12 protein-coding genes are annotated in these 15,842 nt (G+C 69.8%); 3 read left to right on the top strand and 9 right to left on the bottom strand.

What is annotated here, in order from left to right; translation table 11 throughout:
- Nucleotides 1-25: 25 nt before the first annotated feature.
- On the bottom strand, nt 26-424 hold the full coding sequence (locus tag AB0J33_RS08360; RefSeq protein WP_363611276.1) for a hypothetical protein: 399 nt from the start codon (nt 422-424) through the stop codon (nt 26-28).
- 180 nt (nt 425-604) lie between these two features.
- Between AB0J33_RS08360 and AB0J33_RS08355 the strand changes: the two genes are divergently transcribed.
- Nucleotides 605-3,406, top strand: a complete 2,802-nt coding sequence (locus AB0J33_RS08355) for a M14 family zinc carboxypeptidase (protein ID WP_363611274.1) — start codon at nt 605-607, stop codon at nt 3,404-3,406.
- Between the two features lie 73 nt (nt 3,407-3,479).
- Here the strand turns inward: AB0J33_RS08355 and AB0J33_RS08350 are convergent, their stop codons facing one another.
- The 3 genes from AB0J33_RS08350 to AB0J33_RS08340 form a co-directional block, all read right to left on the bottom strand.
- Nucleotides 3,480-3,671: a DUF397 domain-containing protein gene (locus tag AB0J33_RS08350; RefSeq protein WP_363611272.1), complete on the bottom strand. Its 192-nt coding sequence runs from the start codon at nt 3,669-3,671 to the stop codon at nt 3,480-3,482.
- Nucleotides 3,662-4,462 carry a helix-turn-helix transcriptional regulator gene (locus AB0J33_RS08345; RefSeq protein WP_363611270.1) on the bottom strand — a complete coding sequence of 267 codons (801 nt, stop codon included), beginning with the start codon at nt 4,460-4,462 and terminating at the stop codon, nt 3,662-3,664. The genes AB0J33_RS08350 and AB0J33_RS08345 overlap by 10 nt, the downstream gene beginning before the upstream one ends.
- Before the next feature lie 303 nt (nt 4,463-4,765).
- Nucleotides 4,766-6,826, bottom strand: coding sequence for a cellulose binding domain-containing protein (locus AB0J33_RS08340; RefSeq protein WP_363611268.1), 2,061 nt, complete (start codon nt 6,824-6,826; stop codon nt 4,766-4,768).
- A 592-nt stretch (nt 6,827-7,418) separates the two neighbouring features.
- Between AB0J33_RS08340 and AB0J33_RS08335 the strand changes: the two genes are divergently transcribed.
- Nucleotides 7,419-8,753, top strand: a complete 1,335-nt coding sequence (locus AB0J33_RS08335; protein WP_363611266.1) for a PHB depolymerase family esterase — start codon at nt 7,419-7,421, stop codon at nt 8,751-8,753.
- A 683-nt stretch (nt 8,754-9,436) separates the two neighbouring features.
- Here the strand turns inward: AB0J33_RS08335 and AB0J33_RS08330 are convergent.
- A complete protein-coding gene (locus AB0J33_RS08330) occupies nt 9,437-10,054 on the bottom strand; it encodes a hypothetical protein (protein ID WP_363611264.1) in 618 nt (205 codons plus the stop codon).
- 698 nt (nt 10,055-10,752) lie between these two features.
- On the opposite strand from AB0J33_RS08330, the gene AB0J33_RS08325 reads away from it, so the two are divergent.
- On the top strand, nt 10,753-11,460 hold the full coding sequence (locus tag AB0J33_RS08325) for an ElyC/SanA/YdcF family protein (protein WP_363611262.1): 708 nt from the start codon (nt 10,753-10,755) through the stop codon (nt 11,458-11,460).
- A gap of 9 nt (nt 11,461-11,469) precedes the next feature.
- On the opposite strand, the gene AB0J33_RS08320 is transcribed toward AB0J33_RS08325, so the two are convergent.
- From AB0J33_RS08320 to AB0J33_RS08305, 4 genes are read right to left on the bottom strand one after another with little or no spacing between them, the layout of a single operon-like run.
- A complete protein-coding gene (locus tag AB0J33_RS08320; protein ID WP_363611260.1) occupies nt 11,470-12,516 on the bottom strand; it encodes a LacI family DNA-binding transcriptional regulator in 1,047 nt (348 codons plus the stop codon).
- 52 nt (nt 12,517-12,568) lie between these two features.
- Nucleotides 12,569-13,405 carry a carbohydrate ABC transporter permease gene (locus tag AB0J33_RS08315; RefSeq protein WP_363611258.1) on the bottom strand — a complete coding sequence of 279 codons (837 nt, stop codon included), beginning with the start codon at nt 13,403-13,405 and terminating at the stop codon, nt 12,569-12,571.
- Nucleotides 13,402-14,400, bottom strand: a complete 999-nt coding sequence (locus tag AB0J33_RS08310; RefSeq protein WP_363611255.1) for a sugar ABC transporter permease — start codon at nt 14,398-14,400, stop codon at nt 13,402-13,404. Before AB0J33_RS08310 ends, AB0J33_RS08315 begins: the two co-directional genes overlap by 4 nt.
- A 52-nt stretch (nt 14,401-14,452) precedes the next feature.
- Entirely contained in the window at nt 14,453-15,748 is a 1,296-nt protein-coding gene (locus AB0J33_RS08305; RefSeq protein WP_363611253.1) for an extracellular solute-binding protein, read from the bottom strand.
- Between the last annotated feature and the right edge of the window lie 94 nt (nt 15,749-15,842).

The following is a 15,842-nucleotide window of genomic DNA, read 5'->3' as shown; positions in this document are numbered from 1 at the left end:
ACTCCTCGGCCGGCGGCGGGCCCGGCTACGCCTGCTGACGGGCCACCGCGTCGATGGCGGCTCCGACGAGCGCGGTCACCTGTCCCATGTCACGAGCCCGGCGCACGTCCAACTCGGCCGACCAACCGCCCGGACCGGTGAGGGTCACCGTCAGGTCGTCGCGGCGGTGGGTCAACCAGCCCGCGATCGCCTGAACCAGCACCATCACATCGCCACCGCTGTCGACGGCCACCCGCAGCGGGTGGGTGGCCACCGTCGTCATGTCGTCGGACGACGACACCGTCGCCTCGACGGCGGGCGTTGTGCTCACCTTCTCGCGAAGCCGATCCTCCGAACGCAACCAGGACGCGAGAGAACGCCCAGCATTGGCGGACGGAAGATCCGGGTGGACCACCAGCGTGATCGTCTCCACAGACGCAGGCACTGTCTCCTCCTTCCGTTCAGCACGGCGGTGGGTTCATGCGCACGTCACCATCCTGCCAGCCGGCCCGGCTGCCGGCATCCCTCGCAGTCACCGAAGTCGATCAGACGCTTGACCGCTCCAACCGCCCGTCCATAGGCTCCGGCCACTGCGAGGCTTTTCCCGAGAAGGGAACCCGAGAACATGGCCCCATCGTCGCGTTCGTTCTGGACCGTCCCCCCGAAACGGCTGGCGGGTGTCGCCACCGTCGCACTCCTGCTCGGCCTGACACCCCTGCTCAGCGGCACGTCGGCCGCGAGCGCCGCCCCACCGACCTCCTGTAGCACGGACCCGACCGCCCGGTTGGGCACCGTGCCCAGCCCGGAGACCGTGCTCGGTTTTCCGCTCGGTGCGGGGCAGGAGCGGGTCGTCACCAACGACGAGGTCCGGACGTACCTCGGGGCCGTGGACCGCGCCTCGAACCGGGTCGTCACCGGCGTCATGACCACCAGCGTGCTCGGCCAGCCACTGCCGTACGCGGTGGTGTCCAACGAGCGGCACGTGCGGCCCGCGGCGCTGCGCGAGATCGCCGACGACGTACGGGACCTGCGTGACCCGCGCCGGACCAGCGCGCGGACGGCCGCCCGGACGGCGAAGGACAGCCCGGCCATCGTCTGGGTCACCGCGAACGTGCACGGTGGCGAGAAGAGCGGCGCCGACGCGGCGCTCAAGACGCTGTACGAGTTGGCGGCGGGCCTGTCCTGCGAGGTCGCCAAGCGCAACGACAACCTGGTCACCATCATCGTCCCCACCCAGAACCCGGACGGCCGCGACGCGACCCGCCGGCAGAACGAGTTCGGCTTCGACCTGAACCGGGACTGGTTCGCCCGCACCCAGCAGGAGACCGACGGCAAGCTCGAACTGCTGCGCCGCTACCCGCCGCAGGTCTTCATCGACGCGCACGAGATGGGCGGCCGGCAGTACTTCTTCCCGCCCAACGCCGACCCGATCCACCACGAGATCGCCGGTGAGGCGGTCGACTGGATCAACCGCATCGGCGAGGCCAACAAGGCCGGCTTCGGCTTCAACGGCGCCTGCGACGAGACCGTCACCACCGAGTGCTACTTCAACTACGACACGTACGACATGTTCTTCATGGGCTACGGCGACACGGTGCCGACCACCGGCTTCGGCGCGGCCGGCATGACGTACGAGAAGGGCAGCGCGTCGGCCGTCGCCGACCGGGTCCAGCAGCAGTTCCACACCCAGTGGTCGACGCTCGGCTGGGCCGCCGCCAACAAGCGCGAGGTGCTGGACGGCTACTTCGACATCTGGACCGACGCGCTCGCCCAGGGCAGGGCGGGCACGCTGGAGCCGAACGAGGTGGTGCAACCCAGCAACGAGGTCCAGTTCCCGGTGCCGGACATCACCATCCGCTCGTACTTCCTGCTGCCCGACCGGCAGCTCGCCGACGTCCGTCAGCTCGTGGAGCGGCTACGCCGGATGGACGTCGAGGTGTACGAGGTGCAAAAGCCCACCCGGGTGCCCACCGCGCGGGTCTTCGGGGGGCGCAGCGCCACCAACGTGACCGTGCCCAAGGGTGCGTACTGGATCCCGATGGACCAACCGCAGAAGCACTGGATCCAGGCCGTCATGGGCGAGGACCCGTACGTCCCGTTCCCGTACTTCTACGACGTGTCCTCCTGGAGCAACCCGCTGCTGATGGGCATCAACACCATCTACACCGGAGACAGCGTCCGGCCGAAGGCCGAACTGGTCCGCAAGGTGACCGGTGGTCGCACCGGCGCGGCGTGGCCCTGGGGCTCCTACACCTATCCGCTGGACTCGGCCGCCGCCGCGCAGCTCACCTTCACCCTGCTCGGCCGCGGCGTACCGGTGGTCCGCGACCTGACCACCAGCAGGGTCGCCATCCCGGCGACCACGTGGAGCCGTACGGTCGACGAGCTGGCCCGATCCCTCGGGGTCACGCTCACCCCGGGCGGACGCCCCACCGGCACCCCGCTCGCCCTGCCGGACGTGGGTTTGTTCCAGGGCACCGGCATCTCCACCACCTCCGGGTCGCACGGTGAGGCCCGCTACGTGCTGGGCAAGCGGTGGGGGCTCGACCTCAAGCCGGTCACCACGGCCGACATCAACGACAACACCGAGGCGTTCACCGGGCGTACCGTGCTGCTGGTGCCCGACGGCAGCAGCGCCACCGGCGGTCTGACCGCCGCCGGGCAGGCCAACCTGCGCGACTGGATCGGCCGGGGCCACACCTACGTCGGCCTGCGCAACGAGGGCACCCGGATGGCCCGCGCCGCCGGGCTCACCTCGACCACGGAGAAGACCAAGCCGGCGGACTACCTGGTGATCGGCTCGCACCTGCGCGTCGACGTCGACCAGGACAGCCCGGTCGCGTCGGGCCGCCCGGCGGAGGACTTCGAGTTCAACAACAGCGACCCGATCCTCAACCCGAGCACCACCGGCACGAACGTGCTCACCTACCCGACGGGCGACACGTTCTGGGCCAACGGCTACACCGTCGGCGAGGACGCGCTGAAGGGCACGGCGGCCGTCGTCGACGAGCCGACCGGCGCCGGTCGGGCGGTGCTGTTCGCGTTCAATCCGCTCTTCCGCGCGTACAACGAGAGTGGTCTGCACCTGGTCGCCAACGCGTTGCTCTACCCGGCGAGCCAGCCGGGCGCCCGACGCGCGCCGGGCACCGACGCGGCGCGCGCCAGCGCCGCCGCCGCGCCGGTGACGGCGGACCTGGGCGGCGGGTGGCGGCCGATCACCATCGAGGTGGCGGCCAGCGACCTACCCCGCACCCGGGCGATCGTCGGACGCTTCACCACCACCGCCCAGACGTCCGCGAAGAACGACTCGGCGTACGTGGTGATCCCGAACCCGCAGGGACTCCAGGTGGACGAACACCCGTTCGCGAGCGAGCTGGTCCGCGCGCTGCGCGACGCGAAGGTGCCCCTGCGGTCCGTGGTCGGCTGACCGGCCCCGCACGCGCCGAAGCGCCCGCCCCCTCGCATCGGGGGGCGGGCGCTTCGGCGCGTTGTCGAGGCGGCTATGACCGCCGGGCGACCTCGGTGACGAATGCCCGCCAGGCCACCGGCCCGAAGACCAGCGCCGGTCCTTCGGGGTCCTTGGAGTCCCGCACGCCGACGATGCCGGGCAGGTTGTCCGCGACCTCGACGCAGTCGCCGCCGCCGGAGCCGCTGCGGGTGGACTTGCGCCACGTAGCGCCGATCAGGTCCATGACGTCACCACTTCCTTCATCAGATCCAGTGACTGCCGGCGGGGCAGCGCCTCGTTACGAACGGTCTCCCACCTCGACATCAGAGTATCCAAATCATCGTCGCGGTCGATGACGACGCCGCCGAGCTGGTTCTCCATCTGCCCCACCCACTTGTGGTCGGGCAGCCGGGCCAGGCTGAATGGCCCGGTCAGGCCGACGTGCATGCTGACCTCGTCCGGCAACACGTGAACGCTGATGTTCGGCCGCTCCGCGAGGGTGGTCAACTGCTTTATCTGGCCCGCCATGATCTCGCGGAAGGCCAGCCCGGCGCGGCGCAGCACCCCCTCGGCGATGACGGCGATGAACTGCGGAGCGTTCGCCTTTGTGATCACTGCCTGCCGGTCGATCCGGTGGGCGAGCCGCTTCTCGACCTCGTCATCACTCAAGGTGTCATCGCAGCGGATGACGGCACGGCCGTAGCTCTCCGTCTGAAGCAGACCCGGCACGAGGATCGGCTGGAAGCACCTGAGCTGCGTCGCCGTGCGCTCGGCGTCCAACCAGGGCAGAAACCAGGACGGTGCGCCGAGCTTGCCCACCATGCGCTCGAACAGGCCGCCGTTCTTGAACGCCCGGTCGGCACCCTTGATGAAGTCCATCGTCAGCGCCCGCGTCTCGCTCTCCACGGCGCTGACATGGGAGGCGCTGAAGCCGGCAGCCCGGCCGAAAGACTCCTGGGTCATCCCGGAGGCCCCTCGGGCGCGACGGATCTCGGTCACGATGAACGCGGCGAGCGGGTGCGGCAGGTCGGCCATTCAGTGTTCCCCACAATTACTCAGGCCGTTATCCGGCGTGGGACGCTACGTCAGCTCGGCCCGAATCAGCGAGCCACCGCCTGAGCGTAGTGGCCTCCACAGCGGAGTGTCACCAACGGCGCAGCCGGTTAAGGGCTGATCCACCCGCCTTCCCGAAAGTCGGGGTATCCGAAGGCCAAGGACACCCCGACTTCCGGAGACCCAGTGGCGGACGAGACCGGCTCGGCCACGGTCACCGTCAGGCAGGTCGGCTGACCGGGCGCCCGGCTGCCCCGAAGGAACGGATCAGCCGGCCGCGAATTGTCAGCTGGTGGCGCAGACGATGCCGTTGAGAGTGAACGCGGTGGGCAGCACGTTGGGCCCGCTGTACGCGCCGACGAAGCCGGCGCTCACGGTGCCGCCGGCCGCGATCTGCCGGTTGTCGTTGGTGGGCGTGACCCGTACGGCGGTGCCGACCTGCTCCCAGGTGGCGTTCCAGCCGCTGCTGACCTGCTGCCAGCCGGTGGGCCAGGTCCAGGTGAGCGTCCAGCCGGAGAGCGGGCGCGTCCCGTTGTTGGTGATCTCGACACCGCCGATGTACCCGTTGCCCCAGTCGTTGTTGGCGGTGAAGCGGACGGTGCACGCGCTGGTGGCCGGGCTCCCGGTGGCGAAGGTGAGCGGCGGTGACGCCCAGGACACCCGGCCGGCGGTGTCGCGAGCCAGCACGTTGACCGTGTACCTGCTTCCGGGCATGAGATTACCGACAGTGAACGAGGTGCTCGTCGTCTCGCCGAGCTGCTCGCTGACCGCGCCGTTCTGCCGGTGCACCTCGTACTTGGCGATCGGGCTGCCGCCCGGGGTGGCCGCCGGCCAGGTGATCGTCGCCGCCCGGTCGGTCACGCCGCTGGCGGTCGGCTGGCCCGGCGCGGCCGGCTGGCCGGCGGTCGTTGCGGCCGGACGCAGCACGAGCGTGGTCAACGAGTACGGCGGCAGTGTCCGGCTGGTCGCCGAGCCGGACTGGTTGGTGGCGATGTCGGTGGCGCCGTTGGTGAGAGTGGACACCGTCGGCGCGGCGGCCGACGGGGTGAACCCGGCGTAGTCGATGGTGACCGGGTGGGCGTTGTCCGGGTCCTTGTTCAGCAGCAGCACGGCGAGGTCACCGTTGCTCCGGCGGACGGCGTGCGCGGTGACCAGGGGCTCGTCGGTGCCGGCGCGGACGAACTGGTCGCCGGTCGTCGCGAAGAGCTTCATCATGCGCAACCCGTGGTACGGCGCGAACGGCGTGTTCAGCGGTGGCTGACAGACCGAGCCGTCCTCGGTGCACGCGCCGCTGGAGAGCATGCCGAAGTCGCCGTAGTCGGTCTGGCCGGCAACCTGCGTCACGCTGCCCATGCCGTTGTGCACGTTCCACCACTGCGCGGTGAAGACGCCGTTCTCCAGCAGCCCGCTGTAGACGTCGGCCAGGAACAGCGCCGCCGGTTGGGTGTTGCGGCCGGCGTCGACGTTCAGTTCGGTGAAGCTGATGCCGATGCGGTCGGCGTTCGCGCCGGCGTACCTGCCGAGTTGCTGCCGCAGCAGGTAGGTGGCGTCGGGGAGGTGGTTGACCCGGGCCAGCGACTCGGCGGCGGTGCCCCCCGGGTACCAGTGCACGTCCACGAAGTCGATCTTTGGGCCGGCGATGGAGAGCACGGTCTGGTTCCACGGGCCCGGGTCACTGCCGGCGGTGATGCCGTCCGGCCAGTTGCCCGGCATGGTCAGCACCGCCCCGACCTTGATGCCGGGGTCGACCGCCTTCATCGCGTCGGCGTACTCGACGACCAGCCGCGCGTACTGTGTCGCGCTCTTGTCCGGGTGGTCGTCCGCCTCCCACGCGGACCCGTAGTGGCCGTTGCCGTAGTTCTCGTTGCCGACGGTCCAGTAACGCGCGCCGTAGCCCTTCGTCACGTTGGCGTACCGCACCCAGTCGGCGGCCTCGGCGGGCGTGCCGGTGCCATAGTTCGCGATGATCATCGGTTGCGCGCCGACGCGCCGGGCCGCCGCCATGAAGGTGTCGAAGTCGGTTCCGGGCGCGACGTAGCCGCCGGGCGCGGTGTGGTCCTTCCAGTGGTAGATGTCGGCGTACGAGCCGCCGGGGTACCGCATCATCTGCACCCCGGCGTCGCGGAGCAGGTCCGACGTCGCCGTGGTGCCGAGGTTCGAGTCCCAGATGGCATGGTTGACGCCGAGCGCGGTGTCCGGCACGGTCGCCAGACCCGCGCGGGCGTTGACGGTCACGGTGACCGGGTCGGCCGCCGCGCTGGCGGTCGGCGGGTTGACGACCGCGGGCGCGCTCGCGGCGAGCAGCAGGCCCGCCAGGAGTGCCGCGCGGGTCTTCGGTTTACGCATGGGCGGGGTTCCTTCGCGCAGTCGAGCCGCCCAGCCGGTCAGGGTGCGGCGCGGTGACGGGCAGACTCGGGGACGGATGACGCTCGTTGGTCCATCGCTTGTGTCACCGTCCCCGGAGATCACATCTGGATCCCCGCTGCCCAGTGGACGGACGTCAGCCCCACGCGCGGCTCTTCATCGACGTACCACAATGGCACTGTCGGTTCGGATATCTCAAGGGGCGTCCGGCGTGGAACCGCCGGCACGGCATCGACAGACGTCATACGTTACGGCTTGACGAACGGCATGTTATCGCTCACAGTCGATGCGAGGCGATCAGCGTCCGTCGGCTGCCGGGAGGCCCCTCGCTGGTCGGCCTCGGTGGTCAGGCGTCCCCAGGGCATCAGGACGTCGCATCAGGACATGTCAGCAGCTGCGGTGACGCGCGGCGGATGTCGCGTGCGTCGGGACCGCCCAGGCGCCGTCGGACCGCCTCGGCGGGACCACCGCGCTGCCGCCGCGTCCCCGACTCACGACAACGCGTCCCGACTCACGACGACGCGTCCCGACTCACGACAACGCGTCCCCGACTCACGACAAGAGGAAACCGCCGATGAGATCAAGGATCGCACTGCTGGCCGCCGCGCTGGTGACGGCCCTGGCGACGGTGACGGCCGTGGTCACCCCCGCCACCCCGGCGTCGGCCGCGACGCTCACCCAGGTGACCAACTTCGGCACCAACCCCACGAACCTCCAGATGCACCTGTACGTGCCGGACCGGGTCGCGGCCCAGCCGGCCCTGCTTCTCGCCCTGCACTACTGCGGCGGCAGCGGCCCGGCGGTGCACTCCGGTTTCGGGCTCAGCACCCTCGCCGACCGCTACGGCTTCATCGTGATCTACCCGTCGGTGACCCGCAGCAGCAAGTGCTGGGACGTCTCGTCGGCGCAGGCACTCCGGCGCGACGGCGGCAGCGACCCGATCGGCCTCAAGTCCATGGTCGACCACGTCCGGAGCCGCTACCCGGTCGATGCCACCCGGATCGGCGTGGGCGGGTTCTCCTCCGGCGCCATGATGACCAACGTCATGGTCGGTCTCTACCCCGACCTGTTCCATGCCGGGTTCAGCTCCTCCGGTGTCCCGTTCGGCTGCTTCGCCACCAGCAACGGCTCGGAGTGGAACAGCGAGTGCTCCGGCGGACGGATCGTCAAGACCCCGCAGCAGTGGGGTGATCTGGTCCGCAACGCCTACCCCGGCTACACCGGCAAGCGACCCCGGGTCCAGATCTGGCACGGCACCACGGACACCACGCTGAGCTACGTCAACTTCGGCGAGCAGATCAAGCAGTGGACCAACGTGCAGGGTGTGTCGCAGACCCCCAGCTACACCGACTCCCCGCAGACCAGCGCCACCCGCACCCGGTACGGGGGCACCGGCGGCACCGCGCCCGTCGAGGCGATCAGCTTCCAGGGGTACGGTCACTCCATCCCGTTCGACGCCGCCCAGGCCATCCGGTTCCTCGGCTTCGACACCACGAGCCCCACCACCCCGCCGCCCGGCGGCACGTCGGCTCCGCTGCGCAACACCGGCGCCAACCGGTGTCTGGACGTGCCGTCCAGGTCGCAGACCAACGGCACCCAGCTGACGTTGTGGGACTGCAACGGTGGCACCAACCAGCAGTGGACGTCGACCGCCGCGAAACAGCTCCAGGTGTACGGCACGAAATGCCTGGACGCCGAGGGCGCCGGGACCTCGCCGGGCACCCGAGTGATCATCTGGGACTGCACCGGCGGCACCAACCAGCAGTGGAACCTCAACACCGACGGCACGGTCACCGGAGTGCAGTCCGGCCTGTGCCTCTCGCCGAACGCCGCCGGAACCGCCAACAGCACACCGGTGGTCCTGGCCAGCTGCAACGGCACGAACAGCCAGAAATGGACCCGCAGCTGAGTCGGTACGCCTGCTCGGTTGCCTGGACGGCACGTGGCCCGGCTCGGAAAAGCTTCCGAGCCGGGTCACCTGTCTGATCGTGGCCACAGCCCGGCGCGGAGTGACCGTCACCCGGACCCAGCGGTGGCCGGCGGTGGTGATGATGTCAGTGCCGAAATTGACGGCTCGGGCCGGGCGGCGTCCCGCTGCTCGGGCCCGGACTCCGAACAGCGGGACGCGACGCGGCGGCCAGGCTGGGACCGCTGCCGTTCTCAGGACGACCCAGGTGCGGGCCGCTGCTAAGCGACGTGCGCTGGGCAGGTGGGCGGACCGGGCTGTCGTCGCACAACTGTCCCGGTTACTGCGGCGCCCTGGAATCCCGGTGGCCGTTCATGCCTCGGCCGCGTGGCGCGCAGGTCGCCCGGTGGTGGTCTCGGGCCGTCTCGCGCCGGCCACGTGCCACCCGCCCCACGCCACGATCGTCGCCCGTCACGCCCCGGGACAGTGGCGACAGCTCCGTCACGGCGGCCCCGAGGTCGGATGGGCATCGACGACTGTCCGTCACGTTAGCGTTAACAGCGAGCGATTGTCCATAGACAACAGTGTCGGCCGTTGCTCCGGGGGTGGATCCGTTCGGCGGCACTGCCGCGACGGAGGTTTCGGTGACGACCCGTCCGGCCACCAGCGCACCGAGAAGGCGGCTGTCAATCAAATCGGTCGGTGACGTCGATGCCGTCTGGCAGGACGTCCGTCAACCGGATCCGCACGCGGGTGCGAACGACCTCGGTGCCCCGACCAAAGCTGGTCGGCATCCGCTGGGTCCGCCACTTCCGTAGTGGCTGTCCGGCCTCCCGCTTACGGCGCTTGAGGATCGCCTCGGCGGCGATGACGTCGGCGTGGCGACCCTCGACGACCTCCAACAGTTCGGCACCCGCCCGGAGATGCTCCCGCACCCTCGACGTCCCGCCGACACCGAACTTCAGCAGCCCGCGATGTTTGACCAGGTAGAGCAGGTAGGGCGTGTCCCGCAAGGCGAGGAAGGAGCGATCTCCGGCCGCCGGCGGACAGGCGACGCAACCCTTACCTGGGCCTGTCAGCCGCTGCCAGGAGCCGCAGCGGACGTGCACGCCCCAAGTCCCGTGGGACATGGATTGCTCCCGCTGCCCGTACCAGGGAAGGCCATGGACGTCACCGACCAGATCAGTCCAGTCGTCGCCACGGCGGCGGTCGAGATCATTCCCGAGCGCTATCGCGGCGCGGAACTCGGCGGCGACGCGCGACGGAACCGCGTCATCGGTGGCCACATCGGCGAACTGGCGCACCTGGCGGGCCAGTTCCGGCTCCGCTGGCAGCCGGGCGAGCATGTCCCGACCGACGTCGAGCGCGGTTCCCGAGGAACGCGCGTCGAGGCAGATGTGGCAGCGTGTTCGCCAACCCCTCCGGCAGATCCGGTGGTTGCCGCAGGTCCGACACCGGTGGACGTCGACGCCGCTGGCGGGCGGAAGAACGCCGAGAGGCCGCATCTGGTCCGCGACCAGTGCCGCGCACGGACGGCAGTGCGCGTACCAGGCGATGTCGGGGCCGCGGTGACGTGTGTTGGCCCTGCCGTGGACGGCCTCACCACAGTTCACGCAGGCGGGCCCGGCGGGCGTGCGCAAACTCATGAGACGCGTCCCTCGGAGAGTTGGTGAATGTCCCGATCGGTCCATGGGTGCGTCCGCTGGCGCCGCCGATGCCGCCTCGCACCGCCCGACACCGCTCGCGGCGCCGTCTCGCGTGCCGCAACCATCTGCCCTCCCGTCGGTCCCGGATACGTAACCCGGATACCGAAGCAGATGTACGTCACTGAGCCGTGCGTCAGTCGGGAAGGCGACTCACTACGGCGACAGGACGCGACGGGTCGGTCGTCGGAGCAGGCCGCGCGGCGCGGTCTCGGTGGTGAACCGTTGCATCGTCTGCGGCATCAGGTCGACAGCGACGCCGACGACAGTCGTGAGCGCGGGCGGAATAGCCTTGCGGCATGCGGGGGCGATTCGGTACGGCCAGGCGTTGGTACGGGGACCATCGGCGGCTCGTCCGCCTCACGGTGCTGGCGCTCGTGGTGGGGGCGGTGGCGCTGACCGCGGGCACGGTGGCCAGCGTGAGGTGGATCCGTGACACCGCGAACGGCCACCTCTACGGCGAGGCCGAGGTGCCGGACGCGCCGGTCGCCCTGGTCCTGGGCACCAAGGTGGACGCCGACGGCACGCCCTCACCCATCCTCGCGGCCCGGCTGGAGATCGCGCGGCGCCTGTTCGTCGCCGGCAAGGTTCGCGCGATCCTCGTCTCCGGCGACAACATGAACGCCGACTACAACGAGCCCGCCGCAATGCGGAGCTGGCTGGTGGAGAGGGGTGTGCCGGCGCACAGGGTGGTGCCGGACTTCGCCGGTTTCGACACGTACGACTCGTGCGCGCGGGCGGAGCGCATCTTCGGGGTGCGGCAGGCCACGGTGGTGACCCAGTCCTTCCACCTTCCGCGCGCCGTGGCGCTGTGCCGGCGTCTCGGCATCGACGCCAACGGCGTGGGCGACGACAGCGCGAAGCGCTACGCCCAGACCTGGCGGGTCAGTTCCTCCCGGGAGAACGGCGCCTGCCTGAAGGCCGCGCTGGATCTGCTCGCCGATCGGGACCCGGCGCACCTCGGTCGCCGGGAGACGGGCGTCGACGACGCCCTGCGCGACGGCTGAACGCGATCGTCACGACCCCGGCTGCGGGGCCGGCGCCGGTCGCCGTGGTGGCGCCGCGCTGTCGCGGACGATGAGCTCGGTGGCGAGTTCGACGCGAGGGCTCTCGGTTCTCTCGCCGCTGGCGAGGCGCAGCACGGTCCGTGCGGCCAGCATGCCCATCTCGGCCAGGGGTTGACGAACGGTGGTCAGTGGCGGAGAGCACCACCGGACCTCCGGCAGATCGTCGAAGCCGACCACGCTGATGTCGTCGGGCACCCGCAGGCCCCGCTTGCGGACCGCCTCGTAGACACCAAGTGCCATCTGGTCGCTGGAGGCGAAGATGGCGGTGGGTGGATCGGGTAGGGCCAGCAGTTGGGTGCCCGCGGTGAAGCCGGCCTCGTGGTAGAAGTTGCCGGGGCGGATCAGGGCGTCGTCGATGGGGATGCCGGCCGCGCCGAGCGCGGCCCGGTAGCCGTCCATCCGGGCCCGGCTGCACATCAGGTGCGGCGGGCCGGCGATGAAGCCGATGCGACGGTGACCGAGGCTGATCAGGTACTGGTTGGCGCTCAGGCTGCCGGCCCAGTTGGTGGCGCCGATGGTGGGTGACTCCTGCGGGTCCACCCCCGCCGGGTCGATGATGACGACCGGCAGGTGGAGCCGGCGCAGCTCGGCCTGCAACGGTGGGTTCACCATCGAGGTCACGAAGATGATGCCCTCGGTGGAGCGGGTCCGCATGTTGTCGAGCCACTGCTTGGCCGAGGAGATCCGCCAGTGGATGGCCGAGACGACGGTGCCGACACCGCTGGTCTGGCCGACGTCCTCCACCCCACGGATGATCTCCACCGCCCAGGGGCTGTCCAGGTCGTTGAAGACCAGGTCGATGAGGGCCGCGTCGGTGCGCCGGGCCGGTGACCGGCGGCGGTAGCCGTGCCGGTTGAGCAGCGCCTCGACGCGTTCCCGGGTGTCGGGGGCGACGTCGGAGCGGCCGTTGATGACCCGGGAGACCGTGGGCACGGAGACACCGGCCAACCGCGCGATCATGGCGATGGTGACGTTTCGGCCGTTCTCCGCGCCCACAGTCCCCCCTTCGTCCAGCTGGAGATTCAGGTCTACTCGCGGTGGTGCGATGTCATCCCTTGACGCTGCCGGTCAGACCGCCGATGAGTTGGCGTTCGGCCACGGCGTAGAAGCCCAGGGCCGGCAGCATGGACAGCACGACGTAGGCGAGCACCCGGGCGGTGTCGTCGGCGTACTGGCCCTGGAACGCCTGGACCCCGACGGGCAGGGTCCACCAACTCTGGTCGCTGAACACGACCAGCGGCAGCATGAAGTTGTTCCAACTGGTCACGATGGCCAGCACCGACACGGTGGCCAGGGCGGGACGGGCCATCGGCAGCAGGACCCGCCAGAAGAACCCGAAGGAGCCGCAGCCGTCGAGGACCGCCGCCTCCTCGACCTCGGCCGGGATGGTGCGGAAGAACTGGCGCAGAATGATGATGGTGATCGGCAGCCCGAAGGCGGCCTGCGGCAGGATGACCCCGAGCGGATTGTCCAGCAGACCCATGCCCCGCAGCAGGACGAACAGCGGCAGGATGGCCACCGCGAACGGGAACATCAGACCGATCGCGAACAGGGTCACCAGGAACTCGCGGCCCCGGAAGGCGTACCGGGCGAAGACGAACGCCGCCATCGCCGCCGCGGCCACGACGATGAAGGTGCTGCTCACGGCAATGAGGAGACTGTTGCCGAGCTGCCGCCAGAACACCCCGTCGCTCAGGATCTCGAGGTAGTTCGGCACCCACGGGTCGGGCCAGCCCAGCGGGTTGCTGGACAGCTGGCCGTTGTCCTTGAAGCCGCCGAGCACGCCGAACCACACCGGCACCACGATGAGCGCGCCGACGACGATGCAGACGAGGTGCAGAACGACACTGCGGGTCCGCTGGGCGCGACTCGCCATGGCGGTCATCGCTGGCCTCCCTGGTTGGTGATCGCGCCTGCGGTGTCACGGCGCAGGACGATGCGCTGGTAGAAGAGGGCGAAGACGAGGCTCAGCAGGAACATGATGATGCTGATCGCGCTGGCGTAGCCGACCTCGAAACGCTTGAAGCCGAACTGGTACATGGTCACGGCCAGGGTCTCCGAGGTGTGGATCGGACCGCCACCGGTGAGCACCCAGACCATGTCGAACAGTTGGATGGTGCCGATGACCGACAGGAACACGCTGATCCGGATGGTCGGGCCGAGCAGGGGCAGGGTGACGTGCCGGAACGCCTGCCAGGCGGTGGCACCGTCAGTGACGGCAGCCTCGGACAACTCCTTCGGGATGCCCTGACGGGCGGCCAGGAAGAGCATCATGTAGAGGCCGAAGTACTTCCAGGACACCACCAGGAAGACGGCGAAGAGCACCGTGTCCGGGTCGGCGAAGACCGTGCCCGCGTCGGCGCCCAGCCACCGGGCGACCCCCTCGCCCAGCCCTCGGTTGGGTGAGAAGACCAGGGTGAACAGGACGGCCGTGGTGACCTCGGAGAGCACGTACGGCGCGAAGAAGATCAGCCGGTAGACGGCCCGGCCGCGAAGTGGCTGGTTGAGCAGCATGGCCAGGGCCAGCGCAACGGGCAGCTGCACGACCAGGGAGAGCACCACCAGCACGAGGCCGCGCCGCAGGTCGCCGCGGAAGGTCGGGTCGGCGAACGCCCGGGTGTAGTTGTCCAGCCCGATGAAGTTCTCCGGCAGCCCGAAGCCGTTCCACTTGTAGAGACTGGCGTAGCCGGCCACCACGATCGGGGCGAGCACCAGCAGCAGGAACAGCGCCAGAGCAGGCGTCAGGAAAATGGCGAGGACGCCACCCCGGCCCGGCCGGGGCTGGCGGCCGCGCCGTCGCGCGGTGCCCGGCCCCGGTGCCGGCGGATCGGTCGCCGTGTCGCCGCGCCTCGTGTCCGACACGGTCGATGGCCTGGTCATGCCTGCTCCACTCGGGTTCTACGGCCGGCTACGGATGGGTGACGGTTCACGATCAGGCGGTCTTCGCCACCTGCGTGATGTCCTTGAGGATCGCCGCCGGCTGCTTTTTGCCGGCGATGATCTCGGCGACGCTGTCGTTGATCTGCTGCCCCAGCGCGGGCGCGTACGCCTGGTCGAGGTAGAGCTGGAAGCCGGTGTTCTTGGCCAGGGTCTCCGCGACGACCTTGTTGTTGGGGTCGCTGATGGCCGAGGTGGCGTCCTTCACCGTGGGCAGCACCGCACCGGTCTGCGCGGACCGCTTCTGGTTCTCCACGCTGAGCAGGAACTTCAGGAAGTCGATGGTGGCCGCCGGCGCGTCCTTGCCGACGGCGAAGCCGTTGCCGCCACCGAAGACCTCGGTCGCGGCGCCCTTGCCACCGTCCACCGCGGGGAACGGGAAGAAGCCGAGCTTGTCGCCGATGCCCTTTTTGCTGGTGGAGCTGGACGCCTGGACCGCCGGAGCCCACTGCCCCATCAGCTCCATGCCGGCCTTGCCGTTGCCCATGGTGGCGGCCTGGCCGTCGGGCGAGCCGAACTCCGCGCCGAGGAAGCCCTTCTGGAACGGCTGCAGGTCGACGAGTTCCTTGAGCCGCTCCCCCGCGGCGGCGAGGTCGGGGGTGTCGAAGTTCTTCTCGTCGACGGCCTTCTGTAGCGCGTCCACCCCGCCGATGCGCATCGCGAGGTACGACCAGTAGAAGTGCGCCGGCCACTTGTCCTTGCCGGCCAGGGCGACCGGGGTGATGCCGGCGGTCTTGAGCTTGCGCACCGCGTCGAGCAGGGCGGCCCAGGTGGTGGGGTTCTCGGTGATGCCGGCGCGGGCGAAGAGTTCCTTGTTGTACCAGAACCCGACCATGCCGATGTCGAACGGAATGCCGTAGATCTTGCCGTCGATCGTGTAGGGCTCCATGGCGGCCGGCAGGATGCCGCTGACCAGGTCTTTCACGTCATCGGTGAGGTCCTTGACCAGGCCCGCGTCGACCTGCTGCTTGAGCACGCCGCCGCCCCAGGACTGGAACAGGTCCGGCGGGTCGCCGGCCTGGGTGGCGGTGGTGAGCTTGGCCTTGAACGCCTCGTTCTCCAGCGGCTGGATGGTGAAGGTGACGTTGCTGTGCGCGGTCTTGTACTCGTTGGCCATGGCGGCCCAGACCGGCAGCATCGGTTCGGTGTTCTGGATGTGCCACCAGTTGATGGTCTGCGGCGCGTTCGGGTCGCTGGACTCGCTGTCGCCGCTACAGGCGCTCAGCAGGTACGCGCCGGCGCCGGCACCGGCGAGGCCGAGCAGCGTTCGGCGGGAAAGGTGCGTGGTCATGATCCATCCCTTCGGGGACTCACGGGGTGCTCGGACGCCGGGCGAGCCGGCGGGTGGGACCTATGGATCTCCGGAACTTTCAATGCTTCGCCGG

This window comes from Micromonospora sp. NPDC049645 (assembly GCF_040675155.1).
GTDB lineage: Bacteria > Actinomycetota > Actinomycetes > Mycobacteriales > Micromonosporaceae > Micromonospora.
Note: the sequence above shows the minus strand (reverse complement) of the source record. Positions and strands in the feature narration are given on the sequence as shown.

Coding starts and splice junctions, on each gene's coding strand:
- AB0J33_RS08355 (WP_363611274.1), top strand. CDS start 605: ATGGCCCCATCGTCGCGTTCGTTCTGGACCGTCCCCCCGAAACGGCTG.
- AB0J33_RS08350 (WP_363611272.1), bottom strand. CDS start 3,671: ATGGACCTGATCGGCGCTACGTGGCGCAAGTCCACCCGCAGCGGCTCC.
- AB0J33_RS08345 (WP_363611270.1), bottom strand. CDS start 4,462: ATGGCCGACCTGCCGCACCCGCTCGCCGCGTTCATCGTGACCGAGATC.
- AB0J33_RS08340 (WP_363611268.1), bottom strand. CDS start 6,826: ATGCGTAAACCGAAGACCCGCGCGGCACTCCTGGCGGGCCTGCTGCTC.
- AB0J33_RS08335 (WP_363611266.1), top strand. CDS start 7,419: ATGAGATCAAGGATCGCACTGCTGGCCGCCGCGCTGGTGACGGCCCTG.
- AB0J33_RS08325 (WP_363611262.1), top strand. CDS start 10,753: ATGCGGGGGCGATTCGGTACGGCCAGGCGTTGGTACGGGGACCATCGG.
- AB0J33_RS08315 (WP_363611258.1), bottom strand. CDS start 13,405: ATGACCGCCATGGCGAGTCGCGCCCAGCGGACCCGCAGTGTCGTTCTG.
- AB0J33_RS08310 (WP_363611255.1), bottom strand. CDS start 14,400: ATGACCAGGCCATCGACCGTGTCGGACACGAGGCGCGGCGACACGGCG.
- AB0J33_RS08305 (WP_363611253.1), bottom strand. CDS start 15,748: ATGACCACGCACCTTTCCCGCCGAACGCTGCTCGGCCTCGCCGGTGCC.